The 20,104-nt window shown below is 71.1% G+C and carries 16 protein-coding genes; 6 read left to right on the forward strand and 10 right to left on the reverse strand.

The window, feature by feature from the left end:
- Window positions 1-4 precede the first annotated feature (4 nt).
- The 3 genes from WMR31_RS03870 to WMR31_RS03880 form a co-directional block, all read right to left on the reverse strand.
- The gene (locus WMR31_RS03870) at window positions 5-1,108 is read right to left on the reverse strand and encodes a heme/hemin ABC transporter substrate-binding protein (RefSeq protein ID WP_340537457.1); all 1,104 of its coding nucleotides are present in this window, start codon (window positions 1,106-1,108) and stop codon (window positions 5-7) included.
- A gap of 332 nt (window positions 1,109-1,440) precedes the next feature.
- A complete protein-coding gene (locus WMR31_RS03875; RefSeq protein WP_340537458.1) occupies window positions 1,441-2,253 on the reverse strand; it encodes a purine-nucleoside phosphorylase in 813 nt (270 codons plus the stop codon).
- Window positions 2,254-2,263: 10 nt separating this feature from the next.
- A complete protein-coding gene (locus tag WMR31_RS03880) occupies window positions 2,264-2,836 on the reverse strand; it encodes a GNAT family N-acetyltransferase (RefSeq protein ID WP_340537459.1) in 573 nt (190 codons plus the stop codon).
- A gap of 104 nt (window positions 2,837-2,940) precedes the next feature.
- Here WMR31_RS03880 and WMR31_RS03885 point away from each other — a divergent pair, with 104 nt between their 5' ends.
- The gene (locus WMR31_RS03885; RefSeq protein WP_340537460.1) at window positions 2,941-4,575 is read left to right on the forward strand and encodes an NHL repeat-containing protein; all 1,635 of its coding nucleotides are present in this window, start codon (window positions 2,941-2,943) and stop codon (window positions 4,573-4,575) included.
- A gap of 11 nt (window positions 4,576-4,586) precedes the next feature.
- Here WMR31_RS03885 and WMR31_RS03890 read toward each other — a convergent pair whose 3' ends face one another.
- The 3 genes from WMR31_RS03890 to WMR31_RS03900 are packed head-to-tail and all read right to left on the reverse strand — an operon-like array spanning window position 4,587 to window position 6,258.
- Window positions 4,587-5,084, reverse strand: coding sequence for a thioesterase family protein (locus WMR31_RS03890; protein ID WP_340537461.1), 498 nt, complete (start codon window positions 5,082-5,084; stop codon window positions 4,587-4,589).
- A 30-nt stretch (window positions 5,085-5,114) separates the two neighbouring features.
- Window positions 5,115-5,561: a gamma-glutamylcyclotransferase family protein gene (locus tag WMR31_RS03895; protein ID WP_445321600.1), complete on the reverse strand. Its 447-nt coding sequence runs from the start codon at window positions 5,559-5,561 to the stop codon at window positions 5,115-5,117.
- Window positions 5,562-5,598: 37 nt separating this feature from the next.
- Window positions 5,599-6,258, reverse strand: a complete 660-nt coding sequence (locus WMR31_RS03900; RefSeq protein WP_340537463.1) for an aspartate/glutamate racemase family protein — start codon at window positions 6,256-6,258, stop codon at window positions 5,599-5,601.
- Between the two features lie 42 nt (window positions 6,259-6,300).
- Here WMR31_RS03900 and lpdA point away from each other — a divergent pair, with 42 nt between their 5' ends.
- From lpdA to WMR31_RS03915, 3 genes are all read left to right on the forward strand, one after another.
- Complete coding sequence (gene lpdA, locus WMR31_RS03905) at window positions 6,301-7,698, forward strand: dihydrolipoyl dehydrogenase (RefSeq protein ID WP_340537464.1); 1,398 nt, start codon at window positions 6,301-6,303, stop codon at window positions 7,696-7,698.
- Between the two features lie 591 nt (window positions 7,699-8,289).
- Window positions 8,290-9,681, forward strand: coding sequence for an NAD(P)H-quinone dehydrogenase (locus WMR31_RS03910; protein ID WP_340537465.1), 1,392 nt, complete (start codon window positions 8,290-8,292; stop codon window positions 9,679-9,681).
- Window positions 9,682-9,905: 224 nt separating this feature from the next.
- The gene (locus tag WMR31_RS03915) at window positions 9,906-11,120 is read left to right on the forward strand and encodes a SpoIID/LytB domain-containing protein (RefSeq protein WP_340537466.1); all 1,215 of its coding nucleotides are present in this window, start codon (window positions 9,906-9,908) and stop codon (window positions 11,118-11,120) included.
- A gap of 16 nt (window positions 11,121-11,136) precedes the next feature.
- Here WMR31_RS03915 and WMR31_RS03920 read toward each other — a convergent pair whose 3' ends face one another.
- The 4 genes from WMR31_RS03920 to WMR31_RS03935 form a co-directional block, all read right to left on the reverse strand.
- A complete protein-coding gene (locus WMR31_RS03920; protein WP_340537467.1) occupies window positions 11,137-12,534 on the reverse strand; it encodes a COG1361 family protein in 1,398 nt (465 codons plus the stop codon).
- A 341-nt stretch (window positions 12,535-12,875) separates the two neighbouring features.
- Window positions 12,876-16,262: a pyruvate carboxylase gene (locus tag WMR31_RS03925; RefSeq protein WP_340537468.1), complete on the reverse strand. Its 3,387-nt coding sequence runs from the start codon at window positions 16,260-16,262 to the stop codon at window positions 12,876-12,878.
- Between the two features lie 54 nt (window positions 16,263-16,316).
- The gene (locus WMR31_RS03930) at window positions 16,317-17,885 is read right to left on the reverse strand and encodes a PH domain-containing protein (protein ID WP_340537469.1); all 1,569 of its coding nucleotides are present in this window, start codon (window positions 17,883-17,885) and stop codon (window positions 16,317-16,319) included.
- Complete coding sequence (locus tag WMR31_RS03935) at window positions 17,882-18,373, reverse strand: PH domain-containing protein (protein WP_340537470.1); 492 nt, start codon at window positions 18,371-18,373, stop codon at window positions 17,882-17,884. Before WMR31_RS03935 ends, WMR31_RS03930 begins: the two co-directional genes overlap by 4 nt.
- 22 nt (window positions 18,374-18,395) lie before the next feature.
- On the opposite strand from WMR31_RS03935, the gene WMR31_RS03940 reads away from it, so the two are divergent.
- The gene (locus tag WMR31_RS03940) at window positions 18,396-18,686 is read left to right on the forward strand and encodes a DUF1905 domain-containing protein (protein WP_340537471.1); all 291 of its coding nucleotides are present in this window, start codon (window positions 18,396-18,398) and stop codon (window positions 18,684-18,686) included.
- A 30-nt stretch (window positions 18,687-18,716) separates the two neighbouring features.
- Window positions 18,717-19,979 carry a threonine ammonia-lyase IlvA gene (gene ilvA / locus WMR31_RS03945; protein ID WP_340537472.1) on the forward strand — a complete coding sequence of 421 codons (1,263 nt, stop codon included), beginning with the start codon at window positions 18,717-18,719 and terminating at the stop codon, window positions 19,977-19,979.
- Window positions 19,980-20,104 lie beyond the last annotated feature (125 nt).

A 20,104-nucleotide genomic window follows, 5' to 3' on the forward strand; every position in this document is an offset into this window, starting at 1 on the left:
GGTGTCAGAGGGCGTCGGGCGCGTAGAGCGCGACGGCGAGGGCATTGAGTACGTCGGAGGTGCGGGGGCCGAAGCTGAGCACCTGGTCGTCGTCCATCGCGATGATCCGGTCGTTCTCGCCGGCCGGCGTGTTGGCCAGCGCGGGGAACCGCTCGAGGAGCCCGTCGACACCGCCGACGGAGTCCAGACCCTTGTTCATCATCAGCAGGGCGTCGGGTGCGGCGGCGATCAGGGCCTCGTCGGTGACCGGCTTCAGCCCCTTCCAGTCGATCTCCCCGGCGACGTTGTAGCCCCCGGCCGCCTCGATGAGGGTGTCTGCGCCCGAGCCCTCGCCGAACATGTAGTAGACGCCGGCCTGCCCGCGGACGTAGAGGAAGACGACCCGCAGCTTGCCGGCCAGATCCTGCGGGGCGACCGCGGCGATCTCGGCGACTGTCGCGTCGGCCTGCTGCTTGATCCGGGCGCCGAGCCTCTTTCCCGCCGCGGGGACCCCGAGGGCATCGCCGACCATCTGGGTCATGGACGTGAGGTTGTCCAGGCCGCGGTGGGAGTCGGTGACGACCACCGGGATACCGGCGTCCTTGAGCTGGAGCACGACGTCCCACGGGCCGAGAGAGGTGTCGGTGAGCACGACCGTCGGGTCGAGGGCCAAGATCGCTTCGGCGTTGAGCTCGTGGCCGTTCTGGGTGACCAGGGGGCGGTCGGCGATCTCCGGGAACTGCGCCGAGACGTCGCGGCCGACGACGTTCTCGCCCAGGCCGAGCTCGAAGACGGTGTGCGCCAAGGTGCCGTAGATGTCGAGCGCCAGGATCCGGCTCACGTCGTCGACGGTCACCTTGGTGCCCTGTGCATCGGTGACGGTGGCGGGCAGGCTCGGCTGCGGATCGTCCTCGATCGGATCGATGACCGGGTCGGGGAGATTGATGTCGACGACGCCTCGATACGAGCGCGGGTCGTCGAGTGCGGTGACCTCGCTCAGCTTCGGGACGCTGGTCTCGGGTCGGTCGGCTTGCCCGCCGTCGGCGGCGTCGACGACAGGGCCGCAGGCGGTCAGGGTGAGGAGGGAGGTCGCCACGGCAAGGGCGGCGGACAGGTGGCGGCGAGGCATCGGCGGCTTCGTTTCTGAGGATAGGCTGACCTAACTAAAGTTATCCTAACCTAAATTAGGCGTGCCTAACCTAATGCGTGGCCCCGTGAGACGGAGTACCCCTCCGGCCGGAGGTTGAGCGAGCGTCAGCGAGCGCCTCGACGCCGGAGGTTGAGCAAGCGAGCGCAAGCGAGCGCCGACGAAACCCCGGCAACCGTGCCTGCCAAGGTTCCCGAGAAGGGCCACGAGGTTTCGTCGGCGGCCGACTGTCAGGCGGGCTCGTTCCTCGCCCTCCCGGCTTGCTCAACCTCCGCAGGCGGAGCCGGCGGTCACTGTCGCCGCGGACGGTCGCCTCAGATGCGGGGGACGACCTGGCCCAGCAGGTCGCCCATGCGAGACGCCGCGGCGCGGCCGGCCTCGAGCACCTCGGAGTGGTCGAGGGGCTGGTCGCTGATGCCGGCGGCGAGGTTGGTGACCAGGCTGATGCCGAGGATCTCCATGCCCGCCTCGCGGGCGGCGATCGCCTCCAAGGTGGTGCTCATGCCGACCAGGTCGCCGCCGATGATGCCGGCCATGCGGACCTCGGCCGGCGTCTCGTAGTGCGGCCCGGGGAACTGGACGTAGACGCCCTCGTCGAGGCCGGGGTCGACCTCGCGGCACAGCTCGCGCAGGCGTGGGGAGTAGAGGTCGGTGAGGTCGACGAAGTTGGCGCCGACGATCGGGGAGGTGCCGGTGAGGTTGATGTGGTCGCTGATCAGGACGGGTGTGCCCGGCGACCAGTTCTCGTTCAGGCCGCCGCATCCGTTGGTCAGCACGATGGCGCGGCAGCCTGCCGCGGCGGCGGTACGGACGCCGTGCACGACCGCCGCGACCCCCTTGCCCTCGTAGAAGTGGGTGCGGCTGAGGAAGACCAGCAGGTTCTTGTCGCCCGAGCGGATCGAGCGGATCTTCCCGCTGTGCCCGGCCACGGCGGCGGCGGAGAACCCGGGCAGGTCCGTGGTGTCGATCTCCGCGGTGGCCTCGCCGAGGGCGTCGACGGCGGGGAGCCAGCCGCTGCCGAGCACGAGTGCGACGTCGTGGGACTCCACGCCGGTCAGCTCCGCCAGTCGGGCGGCGGCGTCGCGGGCGAGGTCGGCGGGGCTGGGAGCGGCGGCGGTGTCGGTCACGACCGGCACTCTAGGACAGGTCGAGCCGCATCAGGACCCGCGGGAAGCCGTTCAGCACCGACGTCGTGTCGGCGGCCTTGTGGAAGCCGGCCCTCTCGAAGAGCGAGCGCGTGCCGACGTAGGCCATCGTCAGGTCCACCTTGGCGCCGTCGTTGTCGACCGGGTACCCCTCGACCGCCGGCGCACCGTTCGCACGGGCGTGGTCCACGGCGCCCGCCAGCAGCTCGTGGGCCAGTCCCTGCTTGCGGTGGCCGGGGCGGACGCGGAGGCACCAGATCGACCACACGTCGAGGTCGTCGACGTGGGGGATCTTGCGATTGCTCGCGAAGGTGGTGTGGGCGCGGGGATGGACGGCGGCCCAGCCGACCACCTCGTCGCCGGCGTAGCCCAGGACACCCCACGGGCCGTCCCGCTCGATGATCTGCGCGGCCCGCTCGCCGCGTTCTGGGCCGTGCAGCGCCACGTGCTCCTTGTTCGGGATCAGGTAGCTCAGACACCAGCAGACGTTCGAGGTCGGCTTCTTGGGGCCGACGATCGTGCGCAGGTCGTCGACGTCGGTAGCCGGGCGCACCGAGATGCTCATCGGCTCACGCTAGCGACCACTCGCGACCCGCGCGCGTCCCGCCGGTTTCGCCGGGACCGAGGAGGGGATGGTCGCTGGGAGCGTCCGTCTCGAGGAGTTGTGCCGTGGACCCTGAGATCCTCTATGCCGATCTGGTCTCCGGCGACCCCGCCCGGATCGACGCGCTCGCCGAGCGGGCGGAGGCGAGATCGCGGTCGGTCGACCAGGACGCCCGGGCGATCGTCGACGCGGCCTCACGACCACTGACGACCTGGTACGGCGGTGCTGCCCGTAAGCGGTTCGAGACCGAGGGGCTCAAGGCCTACCTGTCGGCCGCGATGACCTCGTTCCGGTTGTACCGTGCCAGTGAGGTGCTCGCAGCGGTCGCGGAGTACTACCGCGAGGTGAAGGTGTCGGCCGACGACGCCATCCGGTTCTGGCGCCAGCGCACCGGGGGTCCGGTCATGGACCCGATCTACCGGGCGATCGTCGTCGGCTCGTTGCGGCGCACGGAGTCGGCCTACGCCGAGACACTACGGGCCGCGAGGGAGGCGCTCGGGGACGTCCAGGACGAGATCGAGGAGTGGGTCGGCCGCGGCGCCGCCCTCGACTACGTCTTCTACCTCGAGCACGACGCGCTGCCCGGCGTCCGGATCCCCGACTCCGGGATCAACGGAGACGAGGACGGCTGGACCCAGCAGGGGCTCGCCTACGCCGATTCCAACTACTACGTCTCGTCCTACCGCAGGAACGACGGCGGCCCCGACGACAGCCTGCTCTCCGTCGTCAACGCCGAGACCGGGGAGCCCGGTCCCTCGGTTCAGCTCGGGGGGTACGGCGACTCCGATCCGCCCACGCACTCCGGTGGCGTCGCCGTGGTCGGCGACACCATCTACGTCACCTCCACCGAGGGCGACAGCAGATACGTGTACGCCTACGATCGATCCAAGGTCGAGAACCACAGCGGTGAGGAGCCGGTACCGGCGAAGGACAAGATCCGCGCGCCCGCGTCGTCTTACATGACCGTCGGACCCGAGGGAGAGCTCTACGTCGGTGACACTCGGAATGGCGTGCTCTATCAGGTGGAGCGCAACTGGCTAGGTGAGTTCGAGGCCGTCGAGTCCTGGAACACTCCCGCCGACACCAACGGCGTGGCCGTCCAGCCCAACGGTGTCTTCACGTTCTCCACGCAGAACGGCCGGGACGAAAGGGGCCACCTGGTCACCGTCGACTCCGGCGACGACGGTGGGATCAGCGACAGCGACCTCGCCGACGCGGACACCATCGACGTCGGCAATCTGGTGCAGAACCTGGCGATCGTCGATGGCCGGATCGTCTCGATCACCGAGTCCGGAGCCGATCAGTACGGTCCGGACGACCGTGACAGCACACCATGGCAGCTGTGGGGCCAGACCCATCTCGCCGAGCTCGTCAACGGCGGCGGCGGCTATCAGGTCGAGCCGCGCACCTTGCGGCAGGCGGCGAGCGATCTGGCCGCCGCCGAGGCCGGACTCGATGCCGAGCACGGCCGGATCTCGTCCTTGAGTCTTCCCTCGAGCGCGGTGGGAACAGTGAGCGGAGCCGGCGCCTTCGCGACGGCGGTGACCCACTACTTCGACGGCGCCTCCTTCCGGCTACGCAACGGAGTCGACGCGCTGGGTGTGAGCGTGACTGGCCTTCTGGCCGCCGAGCGGCTCTACCAGGATGCGGACCAGAACAGCGCCGAGGATCTCTCGCACTACCTCGACCAGATGTTCTGAGCGAGGAGCCCTCAGCGCAACGCCAGCGACCCTGACAACGGCGACTCGAACGGGAGTGCCGCATCGGAGGCGATCTGGCGGTCGAGGTTGGCGGCGACGTCGTTCGGCCACGGCGCGGTGTGCCGGGTGCCCATGTCGATGTGGAGGAAGATCTCCTCCATCACGAACGACACCTGCTTGGCGGTCTCGTCGAGGAGGTAGACGATCGCGTGAGCGGCGCGCTCGGAGCGCCCGAGCAGACGCACCCGTGCAGACATGGTGGTCCCGGTGCGGAGCTCGGCCAGGTAGGTGGCGTGGTGCTCGGCGGAGAAGCAGGCATGGCCGGCGGCCGTCGGCCAGTTCTGGGGGATGCCGAGGTCGACGAGCGACTCGTCGAGACCCTCGCTGGCGATGCCGATGTAGTGGCGCACGTTGAGGTGTCCGTTGATGTCCTCGAAGGACATCGGGACGGGCTGCTCGACGAACGCCGGCAGTGCGGCGAGCTGGTCGTAGGTCGGTTGGGTGCTCACGGGCCGGACCTTATTACACGGCGGACGCGGTCAGAGCCCGGTCGACCGGCATGGACGTCGCCGCAGCGCCGCGACGTAGTCGTCGGGTGCGTCGGCCGCCTCGGCGGCATCGGCGAGGACGCCGAGCGTGACAGCCGAGGGCAGCCCTCCCTCGTAGGCGTCGAGCACGTAGGTCCACACCACGAGCTCGCCGGTCATCGTCGAGACGCGGACCTTCGTCTTGCGGTAGAGCCCGGAGTCGGCCTGCTCCACGCCGTCCAGGACGGCCTCGTCCATCGGGGCGACGTCGTAGACCGCGACGAAGACCTGCTCGAACTGGTCCTGGACGACCGTCGGCAGGGCGCCGTCCCAGCCGTGCTCCTCCCCTCCGAACGTGAGCCGCCAGCCCCCGAGCCAGCCGGTGGTCCGTAGTGGGGAGTGCGGACAGCGCTCGCTCATCCGGGCCGGGTCGAGGTTGCTCCCGTAGGCGGCGTACATCGTCACGCAGAGCAGCGTAACGGCCGTGGTCCGCCGGTCAGGGCGCGGCGGCGAGGGCTGCCCGGACCGCTGCCTGCGGGCTGGCCAGCACGGGGATGGGCAGGTCGTCGAGGTCGGTGATCGCGCCGGCCATGCTGGCCTGGGCCAGCACGACGACGTCGACCTCGCCGGCCAGTGCGCGCGCGGCGGCGGAGACCTGGGCCAGGTAGCCGTCCTGGTCCCCGGCCTCGAACGCGCTCCAGGCCTCCGCGACGCAGGACTCCACCAGCGTGACCGACGCTCCGGCACGAGCGGCCTCTTCCTCCAGGAGATCGCCGGTCGGCCCGAGCGTCGACTGCAAAGCGGCCACCACGCCGATCCTGGAGCCGCGGCGCACGGCCTCCCGCGCCATCGGCCGGTCGACACGTAGCACGGGCACGCCGGCTCCGACCCGGTCGACCCGTTCGGCCAGGGGGCCCAGGGTCGAGCAGGTGCACACGACGACGTCGGCTCCCCGGTCGACCAGCCCGCGGACGGCGTCCGCCACCGCCGGGCCCAGATCGTCGTCCGGGGTCGCGGCACGGGCCCGATCGAGCAGGTGCGGCACCACGACGTCCACGACCGCGCCCGCTCCACTCCGCCGGGCCAGGGCGTCGAAGGTCGTGACGTGCCCGGGCGCGGTGTGCAGGAATCCGACGGTGGTGCCAGAGGCGGGCATGGCCGAATCCTCCCTGATCGCCGGGGCCACTAGGCTGCCGGTGTGAGCCACTTCGATGTCCTCGTCCTCGGTGCCGGCCCCGGTGGGTACGTCGCCGCCATCCGCGCCGCCCAGCTCGGCAAGTCCGTCGCCGTCGTGGAGGAGAAGTACTGGGGTGGGGTGTGCCTCAACGTCGGGTGCATCCCGTCCAAGGCGCTGCTGAAGAACGCCGAGCTCGCCCACGTGCTGCAGCACGAGAAGGCCAAGTTCGGCATCGAGGGCGACGCCACCATGTCCTACGGCCCCACCCACAAGCGCTCGCGTCAGGTCAGCGCCGGGATCGTCAAGGGCGTCCACTTCTTGATGAAGAAGAACAAGATCACCGAGATCGACGGCTGGGGCACCCTCACCGGCCCCACCAAGATCGAGGTGAAGGGCAAGGACGGCGACACCACCACCCACACCTTCGACAACCTGATCATCGCCACCGGCGCCACGGTGCGTCTGGTGCCCGGAGTCGAGCTCAGCGACAACGTCGTCACCTACGAGGAGCAGATCCTCGACGACCAGCTTCCGGAGTCGATCATCATCGGGGGCTCCGGCGCGATCGGCGTCGAGTTCGCCTACGTGCTCAAGAACTTCGGTGTCGACGTCACGATCGTGGAGTTCCTCGACCGGATGGTGCCCACCGAGGATGCCGACATCAGCAAGGAGCTCGCCAAGCACTACAAGAAGCTCGGCGTGAAGGTGCTCACCTCCACCGCGGTCAAGAAGGTCGAGGACACCGGCTCCGGCGTCAAGGTCACCGTCGAGCCCGCCGGCGGCGGTGAGGCCGAGGTGCTCGAGGCCGACCGCTTCCTGGCCGCCTTCGGCTTCGCCCCGCGAATCGAGGGCTACGGGCTCGACAAGCTCGGCGTGAAGGTCAACGACCGCGGCGGCATCGAGGTCGATGCCCGCTGCCGGACCAACGTCGACAACGTGTACGCGATCGGCGACGTTACCGGCAAGATGATGCTGGCCCACGCAGCCGAGGCGATGGGCATCGTCGCGGCCGAGACCATCGCCGACGCCGAGACGATGGAGATCGACTTCGACATGATCCCGCGGGCCACCTACTGCCAGCCGCAGATCGGCTCGTTCGGCTACTCCGAGCAGCAGGCCAAGGACAAGGGCTACGACGTCAAGACCGCCACCTTCCCCTTCTCGGCCAATGGCAAGGCGCAGGGCCTCGGCGACGCCGTCGGCTTCGTGAAGGTCGTCGCCGACGCCGAGCACAACGAGATCCTCGGCGCCCACCTGATCGGCCCCGACGTCACCGAGCTGCTGCCGGTGCTCACGCTGGCCCAGCAGTGGGACCTCACCGCCGACGAGGTGGCCCGCAACGTCTTCGCCCACCCCACGCTCGGCGAGTCGGTCAAGGAAGCCATCCACGGCATCACCGGCCACATGATCAACTTCTGAGCGCGCCCGGCTCACTGCCGGAGGTCGAGCCCGCGAGCGCCGACGAAACCCCGGGACCGTCCCGGCCACACCGCCGGAGGTTGAGCAAGCGAGCGCCAGCGAGCGCCGACGAAACCCCGGTGACCGGGCACTGCCAACCTTGCCGAAGACGGTCTCGAGGGATCGTCTGGCTGGTTCTCGCTCCCTCTCCCTAGCCGGACGGCATGCTCACCTCCGTCCGCCCCACTCTCCCATCCAGACTCAGCATCGGCGCGGAGGTGGCGGAGAGATGTCGACTCGAAGGATTGCCGCGGCGCGACGTCTCGAGCCGCCACTTGTCCAAGGCCACCAACAGCTCGTGTGGGGCCTTCTTCGCCGATGCCACGAGGTCGAGGTAGATCTCGGCGGCAGCGGGTGTCGTGGTCGCATTGACCGTGCTCTTGTGGGGCTCAGGTGACCGACGTGCGATGCGCGCCGGAAGGCTTACCAACTAGGTAGGACGCGCGAACGCCCGAGGAGGTTGACAGCGAGTCCCGGAGATTCAGCTCGGCTATCACCGCGATCGGGCGGGCGCCACAGAGCTGGCCGAGGGGTCTCGCTACCGTGTCGTCCATGAGCAGGGCCAAGAAGGACCGCGTCGTCATCCTCGGAGGAGGCCCCGGTGGCTACGAGGCGGCCCTGGTCGCCGCACAGCTCGGCGCCGACGTCACCGTCATCGACTCCGACGGCATCGGCGGCTCCGCGGTGCTCACCGACTGCGTGCCGAGCAAGACCCTCATCGCCACCGCCGAGGTGATGACCGAGGTAGCCGGTGCGGCCGAGCTCGGTGTGCGGTTCCACGATCACGAGGGTGACGCCGCCACGGCGATCAGCGTGGACCTCGCGCGGGTCAACGAGCGGGTCAAGGAGCTGGCCGCCGAGCAGTCCGCCGACATCGCCCGGCGCCTGGACAAGGAGGGCGTCACGGTCGTCCGCGGTCGTGGCCGGCTCGATGGTCCGAGCCGCGTCGTCGTCGACGACACCGTCTACGAGGCCGACGCCATCCTGGTCGCCACCGGAGCCGCCCCACGCACCCTGCCCAGTGCCCAGCCCGACGGCGAGCGGATCCTCACCTGGGAGCAGGTCTACGACCTCACCGAGATGCCGAGCGAGCTCATCGTCGTCGGCTCGGGCGTCACCGGCGCCGAGTTCGCCAGTGCCTATCTCGCACTCGGCATCCCGGTCACCCTCGTCTCCAGCCGCGACCGGGTGCTGCCCAGCGAGGACGCCGACGCCGCCAAGGTCCTGGAGGACGTCGCCACCCGCCGCGGGATGACCGTGCTCTCGAAGTCGCGGATGGAGTCGGTGACCCGCGACGGCGACGTCGTGACGGTCCGGCTCACCGACGGTCGCGAGGTGCAGGGAAGCCACTGCATCCTGGCGCTCGGCTCGGTGCCGAAGACCGAGGACCTCGGACTCGAGGAGGCCGGCGTCGAGCTCGACGCCGGCGGTTTCATCGAGGTCGACCGGGTCTCACGCACCACCGCCCGCGGGGTCTACGCGGCCGGGGACTGCACCGGGGTGCTCATGCTCGCCAGCGTGGCGGCGATGCAGGGTCGCATCGCCATGTGGCACCTGCTCGGCGACGCCGTGCAGCCGCTGGACCTGAAGAAGGTCTCCTCCAACGTGTTCACCGCCCCCGAGATCGCCACCGTCGGCTGGTCGCAGCAGGCCGTCGACGCCGGCGAGATCGAAGTGGAGTCGGTGCTGCTCCCGCTCGCGGGCAACGCCCGAGCCAAGATGCAGGGCGTCAGCGACGGCTTCGTGAAGCTGTTCTGCCGCACCGGCACCGGCATCGTCGTCGGCGGGGTGGTCGTGGCGCCCAGGGCCAGCGAGCTGATCCACGCGGTCGCGATCGCGGTGGGGGAGACCCTCACCGCCGACCAACTGGCCCAGGTGTTCACCGTCTACCCGTCCAACAGCGGCTCGGTCGCCGAGGCGGCCCGGCGGTTGCACCACTTCTGAGTCGAGTTCTGAGTCGAGCCGACCTGCCCGGGACCCGCCGACCGTCCCACTTTTCGCTGACCCGTCCGCTATAGCTGACGGGTCAGCGCGAATGTGACGGTGACCCGTCCGCTATAGCTGACGGGTCAGCGTCGAGGCGAGGAGGGTGGCTGTGGAGAACCCACGCATCGTGCACGTCGGCAACGTAGGCTTCGCCGGGTTCGTCCCCGACCCCCGGAGCTCTCGTGAAGCCGTTCCCCCCGCTGGCCGCCGTCCTGCTCGCGCTCGGACTGAGCGTCGGCGTGCCCGGTGCTGCCCGAGCCGATGACGCCACCTTGACACTCGACCGCGCCGAGCGGCGCGCCGCGACGGTGACGATCACGGGCAACGGCTACGGCCACGGGCACGGCATGTCGCAGTACGGCGCGCAGGGGGCCGCGGGCCAGGGCCTCTCCCACCGGCAGATCCTGCGGTTCTACTACCCGGGCCTGACCTGGGGCCGGGCCGGCGGCAACGTGGCGGTCCTGCTGACCGCCGACACCACCCCGGACGTCGTGGTGGCCGATCGCCCGGGGCTGCGCTACCGCGCGCTGGGCACCGGCAAGACCTATCGCCTGGACAAGCCGAAGGCCGCCCGCTTGTGGCGGATCACCCCGGCCGCCGGAGGCCGTAAGAGCGCGCTGGCCTGGAAGGGGGCCCGCGGCGGCTGGCACCGGGTGCGCACCACGCCCGGCGAGGCGCAGTTCAGCGCCGGCGGCAAGCCGATCACGCTGGTGACCCCGGCCGGCCGACGCGCCTACCGCGGGATCCTCCGGTCGGCGGGTGCCACCGCGGTGACCCGCGATCGCGACACCGTCAACATCGTGCCGCTCGACTCCTACCTCAAGGGCGTCGTGCCGCGCGAGATCCCGGCCTCGTGGAAGCCGGCGGCGCTGCGCTCACAGGCCGTGGCGGCCCGCACCTACGCGGCGTTCGACCGCCGTGACGGCACCGCGCGGCACTACCAGATCTGCGACACCACCAGCTGCCAGGTCTACGGCGGCTTCACCGACGAGCACCCGGCCACCAACCGCGCGATCGAGGCCACCCGCGGCCAGATCCTGGTCGCGGACGGCGCCCCGGCGTTCACCCAGTTCTCGGCGAGCAACGGCGGCTGGATGTCGGCCGGCTCGCGGCCCTACCTGGTGGCCAAGCAGGATCCCTACGACACCGCCTACCGCAGCTGGACCGCCAAGCTCGGCAACGACCTGGCCCGGCGGATCGCGCTGGCCAACCCCGACGGTCCCACCGACATCGGCACCTTCCGCGGCCTGACCGTGCTCGCTCGCGACGGCGACGGCCCGTTCGGCGGGCGGGTCACCTCGATCCGGATCGACGGCTCGGCGGCCTCCACGACGCTCACCGGCGAGAACTTCCGCTACCTCGCCGGGTTGCGGTCGACGTTGTTCAAGCTGGGTTGAGTTCGGGCGGTGCCGGTCAGAGGTAGAAGTTGTCGGCGTCGAGGATGATGCCGACGCCGGCCGGGGAAGGCCGCTCCCGGACGTCGTGCCCGATGCCGATCGAGTGCACCTTGGTGGTGCCGTCGTCGTAGGAGAGCCTGATCCGGCCGCGGGAGAGCACTTGGTAGCGGCCGCGCTCGTCGGGGCTCGCGGTGGCGAAGATCGAGCCCGAGCCCGAACCGGGAGTGCCGAGCGAGATGATCGTCCGCTCGCTGCGCACGAATCGGCCGTCGCGGGTCAAGATGATGCGTTCGGTCCAGGTGTAGCAGTACACGCCGCACAGGCCGCGGAAGTCGTCGCGGTGCAGGTCGACGTCCAGCTTGGTGTTCGGGCGCGGAACCGTCAACGGGTAGTAGGACTGCTTGCCCAGCTTCAGGGCCTGCGTGTTCGCCTTTCCACGACCGAGGCCTTTGACCTTCACCGTGCCGGTGCTCGGGTTGTAGGTGTAGGGACGGCACTGCTTGCTGGCCTTCCGGCAGGGCACCGCCCCCTTCGCGCCGAACCCCACGCGGGCGAATCGCTTGCTCACGAACCGGATCGCGAGGTTGTCCCAACCCCGGTCGGACTGCGCCGGCTTGTGGCCCCACCAGTACCGGCCGACCAGGGAGGGGAGCTTGCGCGGCTTGGGTTGGACGGCGATCTGGACCTTGGCGGTGGCGCGGTAGCCCCCGCTCGCGGTGGCCGTCAGGGTCATCGGTCGCTGGTTGGCGTCGCCGGTGATCTTCACCTTGAAGACGAGGCCGTACGCGGTGGCGCCGTCACCGACCGTGCCGACGGTGCGGGCCCTCGGCTTGATCTTGAGACCCTTGCCGGAGGCGGCCAGCCGGACGCCGGCGGCGTCGCCACGCCCGTCGTTGCTCAGGTCGACCCGCACCGTGGTCCACCTGCCTTTCCGGCTTCCCTGAACCGGAAGGCCACGGTCGATCTGGAGCTTGGGGGTCCATCGGGTGACGAGACCGTCGGCGTAGGTTCCGGAGATCACCTGCCCGCTGGTCTCGCGGGTCTGAGCCCAGGCGCAGTCCCACGCGGCTTCGCGGATCCTGCTGTGTGGTGCCGAGGTGAGGGTGAGGACGGCGCCTGCCCGGGACCGGGTGACGGCGACCTCGACCTCGGTGCCGTTGGAGAGGGCGACCCTGCCCCCGGTGGCGCTGCCGGTGGTCGCCCCTGCGACGTAGGCCCCCGCCTGGCAGTTGTCGCCGGCCCAGGTGCCGAGGAAGACGTAGGCGAGCGCATCGCTGGTCGGGGTGGCGGCGAGAGTCACCTGGGCGGTGATCCGCTGCGTCTGGAGGTTCTGGGTGACGACGACGCGGCTCAGGTTGCGTCCCGGCGTGCCGCCCGAGGCGGAGAGGTCGGTGAGGGTCGCGGTGCGGCTCACGGCGCCGTCGTCATAGTCAGAGCGTGACGCCGGCGCGCGGTCACGACTCCGCTGGGGCCGCGACGTCCCCGGAGCGGCACTGGCCGACTGCCGTTCGAGCTGGACGCCGGGGCTGCGCGGCGGGTCGGCGGCGCTCGGGGCGGCAGGCGCGGCTGAAAGGCCTGCCACGACGGCGAGGACGACGAAGCTCAGCCCGAAGGCTCGGGGGCGGGATCGCACGGTTCTGGCTCCTATCGCCGGGTGTCTGAAGCGGTTGGTCTGGCTCCGCTCACACCATGGACGTCGCCGCGGCCGTCCCGGTTCCCACTCTGCTGGTCATGTCCGAATCGACGGAGATGACCCTAGACCAACACCACGACCAGGTCGCCGCCGTCGACCGCCTGGGTGCCGCCGAGCGCGATCCGCTCGACGGTGCCGGCGACCGGCGCGGTGATCGAGGCCTCCATCTTCATCGCCTCGATCGTGGCCAGCGTCTGACCGGCCTCGACGGTGTCGCCCTCGGCGACCACGACCGTCACCACGCCCTGGTACGGCGCGGCGACGTGGCCCGGCCGGCTCGGGTCGGCCTTCTCGGCCACCGCGACCTCCGAGGCGATCGAACGGTCGCGGATCGAGATCGGTCGCATCTGCCCGTTGATGGTGGTCATCACGGTGCGGATGCCGCGCTCGTCGGGCTCGCTGATCGCGCGCAGGCCGATCAGCAGCCGGACGCCGGGCTCGAGCTCGACCTCGTGCTCGTCGCCCTGCCGCAGGCCGTAGAGGTAGTCGCGGGTCGGGAGCACCGAGACGTCGCCGTAGGTCTGACGCGACTCGTCGAACTCCCGGGTCGGGCCCGGGAAGAGCAGCTGGTTGAGGGTCCGACGGCGCGAGGCCGGGCCGCCGTCGAGGCCGGCGGCCTGATCGTCGGTGAGCTCCTCGGCCGGTGCCTTCCAGGTGCGGCCCTCGAGTGCCTTGGCGCGGAACGGCTCGGGCCAGCCACCCGGCGGGTCGCCGAGCTCGCCGTTGAGGAAGCCGATCACCGAGTCGGGGATGTCGAACTTCCCGGGGTTCTCCGCGAACTCCGCGGGGTCGGCGCCGAGGCCGACCAGGGCCAGCGCGAGGTCGCCGATCACCTTCGAGGACGGCGTCACCTTCGGCACCCGGCCGAGGATGTCGTTGGCCGCGGCGTACATGTCCTCGACCTGCTCGAACTTCTCCCCGAGGCCGAGGGCGATCGCCTGCTGGCGCAGGTTGGACAGCTGGCCGCCGGGGATCTCGTGGCGGTAGACCCGGCCGGTCGGGGCCGGCAGGCCGGACTCGAAGGGGGCGTAGACCCGGCGGGTCGCCTCCCAATACGGCTCGAGCGCGTTGACCGCCGCCAGTGACAGGCCCGTCTCGCGCGGGGAGTGGTCGGTGGCCGAGACCAGGGCCGACAGCGCCGGCTGCGAGGTCGTCCCGGCCACGGCGGCGCAGGCGGCGTCGACGGCATCGACCCCGGCGTCGATGGCGGCGAGCAGCGTGCCGAGCTGGCCACCCGGTGTGTCGTGGGTGTGCAGGTGGACCGGCAGGTCGAAGCGCTCGCGCAGCGCGGTCACCAGCGTGCGTGCGGCCGGCGCGCGCAGCAGTCCGGCCATGTCCTTGATGGCCAGAACATGAGCGCCGGCGTCGACGATGCGCTGGGCCAGGTCGAGGTAGTAGTCGAGGGTGTAGAGGTCCTCGTCGGGGCTCGACAGGTCGCCGGTGTAGCACAGGGCGACCTCGGCCACGGCGGTCCCGGTGGCACGCACGGCCTCGATCGCCGGACGCATCTGCTCGACGTCGTTGAGCGCGTCGAAGACCCGGAACACGTCGATCCCGGTCGCGGCGGCCTCCTCGACGAACGCGGTCGTGACCGCGGTCGGGTACGGCGTGTAGCCGACCGTGTTGCGCCCGCGCAGCAGCATCTGGAGGCAGATGTTGGGCACCGCCTGACGCAGCGCCGCGAGCCGCTCCCACGGGTCCTCGCCGAGGAAGCGCAGCGCGACGTCGTAGGTGGCGCCGCCCCAGGCTTCCAGCGACCACAGCTGTGGCGTCATCCGGGCGACGTGTCCGGCCACGGCGAGGAGGTCGCGCGTGCGGACGCGGGTGGCCAGCAGCGACTGGTGTGCGTCGCGGAAGGTGGTGTCGGTGACCGCGACCTGCTCCTGGGCACGCAGCCGGCGGGCGAACTCCTCCGGGCCCACCTTGAGCAGCAGTTGGCGGGTGCCGTCGGGGGGCGGCACGTCGAGGGAGACCGGTGGCAGCTTGGTGGCCGGGTCGATGCTCACCGGCGCCGGTCCGTAGGGCTGGTTGACCGTCACGTCGGCGAGATAGGTGAGCAGCTTGGTGCCGCGGTCGCCGGAGCTGCGGGCGCTGAGAAGCTGCGGGTGGGTCTCGATGAACGAGGTCGTGACGCGTCCGGCGGCGAAGTCGGGATCGTCGAGGAGTGCCTGCAGGAACGGGATGTTGGTGGCCACGCCACGGATCCGGAACTCCGCGACGGCACGCCGGGCCTTGGCCACCGCGGTCTCGAAGGTGCGGCCGCGGCAGGTGAGCTTGGCCAGCATGGAGTCGAAGTGTGCGGACACCTCGGCACCGGTGTAGACCGTGCCACCGTCGAGCCGGATGCCGCCGCCGCCGGGGGAGCGGTAGGTGGTGATGACGCCGGTGTCGGGACGGAAGTTGTTTGCCGGGTCCTCGGTGGTGATCCGGCACTGCAGTGCGGCGCCGCGCAGCTGCACGGTGTCCTGGGAGAGGCCGAGGTCCTCCAGCGTCTCGCCCGAGGCGATGCGCAGCTGGGCCTGGACGAGGTCGACGTCGGTGACCTCCTCGGTGACGGTGTGCTCCACCTGGATCCGCGGGTTCATCTCGATGAACACGTAGTTGCCGTTCGGGTCGAGGAGGAACTCGACGGTGCCGGCGTTGCGATAGCCGATCTCGCGGGCGAAGCGGACGGCGTCGGCGCACATCCGGTCGCGCAGCTCCGGGTCGAGGTTCGGCGCCGGGGCGATCTCCACCACCTTCTGGTGGCGGCGCTGCACCGAGCAGTCGCGCTCGTAGAGGTGGATCACGTTGCCCTCGCCGTCGGCCAGGATCTGCACCTCGATGTGGCGCGGCTCGACGACCGCCTGCTCGATGAACACGGTGGGATCGCCGAAGGCGCCCTCGGCCTCGCGCATGCAGGTCTCGACGGCCTCGCGCAGGTCCTTCGGGTCATCGACGCGGCGCATCCCGCGGCCGCCGCCACCGGCGACCGCCTTGACGAACAACGGATAGGGCAGGTCGGCGGCCGCTGCGACCAGCTCGTCGACGTCGGTGCTGGGGTCGACGCTGGCCAGCGTCGGCACGCCCGCCGCCTTGGCCGCGGCGATCGCGCGCGCCTTGTTGCCGGTCAGCGTCAGGACCTCGGCGGTCGGGCCGACGAAAGTGATGCCCGCGTTCGCGCAGGCCTCGGCGAGCGCGGGGTTCTCCGAGAGGAAGCCGTAGCCCGGGTAGACGGCGTCGGCCCCGGCCTTGACGGCGGTCGCGACGATCGCCTCCGGATCGAGGTAGGCCCGCACCGGGTGGCCGTGCTCGCCGATCTCGTAGGCCTCGTCCGCCTTGAGCCGGTGCTCGGACCACCGGTCCTCGTAGGGGAACACCGCCACCGTCTTCGCGCCGAGCTCGTAGGCCGCGCGGAGTCCACGGATCGCGATCTCGCCACGGTTGGCGACCAGCACCTTGGAGAACATGGCCGCAAACCTAGTGCGGATGCGAGCGCGTGAGCTCGGCGTTCCGCACCCCGGTCACCGCTGGGGGGCGCCCGGCTCGCAGAACTGGGAGACGAGACCGGGCAGCGCCGCGCCGGCCAGGGCGACGGCGTCGGCGTCGGGGATGTCGAGCACGGTGATCGATCCGTCGCCGGCCGCCGTGGTCGCGGCCATCGTGGTCAGCCCGACCCGGCGCTGGAACCAGCTGGCACGCAGGTTCCAGCCGATCACGTGCTCGGTGGCGAGCATCTGCCGGCGTCGCGCGAGGCTGCCTGAGCGCGCGATGAGGTAGCCGTCGGCCAGGCCGTGGCCCAAGCCGGAGACGCGGTCCGCGGCGAGGCCCGCGGCGATCGCGACCACCAAGGCGGCGGGAAGCAGGGTCCACCACCACCCCAGGATCGTGGCCACGACGGCCCCCGCGACCAGCGGCACGACGCAGAGCAGGGACCGGGTCCAGCGACGCCGTGCCGCGGCCGGCCCGTGCGTCTCCAGGGGAGCCTGCACCGGCGGGCGGGAGCCGAGCATGGTGACGGCCACGCGGGGCGAGACGTCGGCGTCGGAGGGGGGCACGAGGGTGGAGCTGTCGCGGGTGCTCCGGTCGACGCCGGTGACGATCGCCTGGAGATGCCGTGCGCCCACCAGGCGCAGCGCCAGGGGTTCGCCGAGCGCCACTCCGGCGAGCCGGGCCTCGTCGATGCTGGTCTCGCGCGTGGTGAGCAGCCCCCTTCGGACATGCCAGGCGCCCGCCGAGCGGGTGAGCAGGTAGCCGCCGTTGGTGACCAGGTAGCCGAGCACCGACACCACGAGCAGGACGACGATGACCACGGCCACCACCACGGCGATGCCGATCGCTGAGGGCAACGCGACCGCGACGGAGTCGAGGCGGTCCCATAGACCCAGGTTGTCCACGGCCTGACTCAGCGCGCCCAGGCTCGCGGCCACCACGATGGCGCCGGTGGCGGTGAACGGGGCGAAGCGCAGCCACCGCGGGTCGAACCGGGCGAGCACCTGGTCCTCTGCCTGATCGGGCGCGGCTCCCTGCCGCACCGGCTCCCGCTGCCCCACCGGCTCCTCCGTCTCTCCCTGCTCCCGCTGCTCCACCTGCTCGGTGCTCGCGCGCACCCTCGGTGCCAGCTGCAGCAGCTTGGTGCGCAGCTCGCGGGCCCGCTCGACCGAGAGCCCGTCGAGGTCGAGGGAGTCGGAGTCGGAGTGGGTGGCCACGCCGGTGCCGATGCGCAGAGTGGTGAGGCCGAGGACCCGGTGGATCAGCGACGCGGTGAGGTCGACGGTGCGCACCCGGTCCAACGGGGTCGAGCTGATCCGGCGGTTCAGCAGCCCGCGGCTGAGCTCGATCCGGCCGTCGGCGACGCGGTAGCGGGTGGTGTAGTAGCGGAAGACGCCGTAGCCGATGGGCAGCAGGACGCCGAGCAGCTGCCAAGGCGGGCCCCCGGAGATGCTTCCGGCGATCAGCAGGCCGAGCAGCACCGGCAGGAACTTCAGGGACTCCCGCACCGGGTGGACCAGCAGCATCCGCGGGTCGAGTCGCTGCCACTCGGTCGTGGCCAGGCCTTCGGGCGGAGCGGGGGCCGGCGTCTGCTCGGTCACGTGGCGTCGCCCTCGACCGCGTCGGCTTGGAGGGTGAGGTCGTCGACCAGGCCTCGCGCGACGTCGCGGTCGAGTCCGCTGATCTCGAGGGGACCGGCCGCGGAGGCGGTGGTCACGGTGACGCTGGCGAGCCGGAAGAGGCGCTCGATCGCGCCTTCGGAGTAGTCGACGGTCTGGATCCGGCTCATCGGCGCGATGCGCCGTTCGCGGGTCCACCACCCGGTCTGGGTGTAGACCGCGGTGTCGGTGGTCTCCCAGCGGTGCACCAGGAATCGCCACTGCGGCACGACGACGATCCAGACCACGAACACGACACCGACCACCAGGATCGTCCAGGCCGGGATCGCGTCCCACACGAGTACGGCCACGGTGAGGGCGGCCATCGCGACCAGCCCCTCCAGGCCCGCCGAGACACGCCACATCGCGCGGGCCCGAGGGCTGACGCGGTGGGCCGGCTCGCGCAGGCTCATCCGCTCACCGTCGCTCACGTCGTCAGCCTAGGCTGCGACCGTGGAGCTGGAGTTCGCCGGGACCGTGTGGTCGTGGCGCGGCCCGGCGCCGTACCACTTCGTGAGCGTGCCGCCCGAGGAGTGCGCCGAGATCGCCGACGTCGCGGCGGTGGTGTCCTACGGCTGGGGGATGATCCCGGTCGCCGGCCGCGTCGGCTCGACGGAGTTCACCACCGCGCTGTGGCCCAAGGACGGGGGCTACGTCGTGCCCTTGAAGGACGCTGTCCGGCGCGCCGAGGGGATCGGGCTCGACGACGTCGTCACGGTGCGGCTGTCGGTGCGGCTGCCGTAGCGCGCCGTCGAGGTCGTAGGTTGGGATGCCGTGACCAACGCCCCGCCCCTCGCGCCCGTCTCGGCCGACGCGATCGAGCAGTCGGCGGCCCGCGTGGCCGACGTCGTGCTCCGTACCCCGCTCGAACCGAGCCGCCGGCTCTCGCGGCTCACCGGAGCGCGGGTCTGGCTCAAGCGGGAGGACCTGCAGCCGGTGCGCTCCTACAAGATCCGCGGCGCCTACAACTTCCTGTCCCAGCTCGACGAGGCGACTCTGGCCCGGGGAGTGGTGTGCGCGAGTGCCGGCAACCACGGCCAGGGGGTCGCGCTCGCCTGTGCCCGGCTGCGCACGCAGGGTCGGATCTATGTCCCGAAGACCACGCCACGCCAGAAGCGGGACCGGATCGCCAACCTGGGGGAGGGTGCGGTCGAGGTGGTCGTGGGCGGCGACACCTACGAGGACGCCAGCCGGGCCGCGGCCGCAAACGCCGCCCGCACGGGTGCGACCCTGGCGCCGGCCTTCGACGACCCCCGCACCATCAACGGCCAGGGCACGATCGCCGCCGAGATCGTCGAGCAGCTCGGCGGCTCTCCGGCAGTGCTGGTGGTGCCGGTCGGCGGCGGGGGACTTCTCGCCGGTGCCTCGACGTGGCTGCACGAGCGCGGCCACGGCACCCGGATCGTCGGTGTCGAGCCGTCGGGTGCGGCGTGCATGGCAGCGGCCGTGGCGGCCGGTGGTCCGGTCGACCTGGAGACGGTCGACACCTTCGTCGACGGCGCCGCCGTCGGCCGGGCCGGTGACCACACCTTCGCTGCCGTCCGCGACCTCGACGTCGACCTCCTCACCGTCACCGAGGGGCGCCTGTGCACCGAGATGCTCGACCTCTACCAGAGCGACGGGATCATCGCCGAGCCGGCCGGCGCGCTGGCCACGGCTGCTCTCGGCTCGCTGGACCTCGCGCCCGACACCGACGTCGTGTGCGTCGTGTCCGGGGGCAACAACGACGTCAGCCGCTACGGCGAGATCCTCGAACGCTCACTGGTCGACCGCGGACTCAAGCACTACTTCCTGGTGTCGTTCCCGCAGGAGCCCGGCGCCTTGCGCCGCTTCCTCGACGAGGTGCTCGGCCCCGACGACGACATCACCTTGTTCGAGTACGTCAAGCGCAACAACCGCGAGACCGGTCCCGCCCTGATCGGCATCGAGCTCGCCGACCCCGGCGACCTGTCGGGTCTGCTCGACCGGCTGGCCACGAGTCCGGTGAGCGTCGAGCCGGTCGAGCCGGGCAGCCCGCTGTTCCACTTCCTGATCTGACCGGTCCGCTCGGGCGTGGGCGGTGGGAGGGGGCATGTTACTGACCGTTGTGAGTACTGACCTGCGCTTGCAAGAGCAGGTCAGAGGTAACAACGGTCAGTAACATGCCGGGCGGCCCGGCGGTG

Source organism: Nocardioides epinepheli, from assembly GCF_037936805.1.
GTDB lineage: Bacteria > Actinomycetota > Actinomycetes > Propionibacteriales > Nocardioidaceae > Nocardioides.